General features: G+C 62.0%; 1 pseudogene. It reads right to left on the reverse strand.

Features of this window, described 5'->3' with window-relative positions:
- A pseudogene (locus DEQ92_RS21455) lies at positions 1 to 333 on the reverse strand (hypothetical protein); the annotation flags it as partial.
- Positions 334 to 605: the final 272 nt, after the last annotated feature.

Raw genomic sequence — 605 nt, forward strand, 5'->3', positions numbered from 1 at the left:
GGTCGCGTCCTCGGCGGTCGCGGCCGTCGACGCCATTCGCTGGCCGAACTCCGCGGCGTACTGGGACTCGTTCGCGCGAATGTCCTCCTGCAGCGAGCGGAACGCCTCGGTCGTGTTCTCGTCGTCCAGCCGTACCCGATACTCGACCGTCCACGCGGCTGAGCCGTTCGCACGGAGGTCGATGCGCATCGAGACGTCGTCCGGCGCCAGCTCCGACCCGGCGATCTGGGTGACTGATTGAGCGGACGCGCTCGGAGCTGTCGCGCCAGCACCGACGACGAGCGCGACGGCGACGATGAGAGCACAGCCGAGACGCGCTGCGCGGATGGTCATCTCGTAGGCACATCGTACCGGGTGACACAAACCACTTCCGAGTGGGAAATTCGGGTCTCCCTACCGATCTATGCGTATCCTATACGCCGCCTTATAGGCTGAACAGGCGCAATACCACGGCGTGGAGTGATATGCGTAAGAGTTGAATATAGCACTGAAACGAGTGAGAGACCCAGTGAACGAATCGAGGTGCTTCACTCGGAGCGAGGGGTCTGCACCACACGTCGCTGCATATTCAGTTGTTTCAGTGATCACTCAACGCCGTGGATACG

This window comes from Haloferax sp. Atlit-6N (genome assembly GCF_003383195.1).
Classification (GTDB): Archaea; Halobacteriota; Halobacteria; order Halobacteriales; family Haloferacaceae; genus Haloferax; species Haloferax gibbonsii.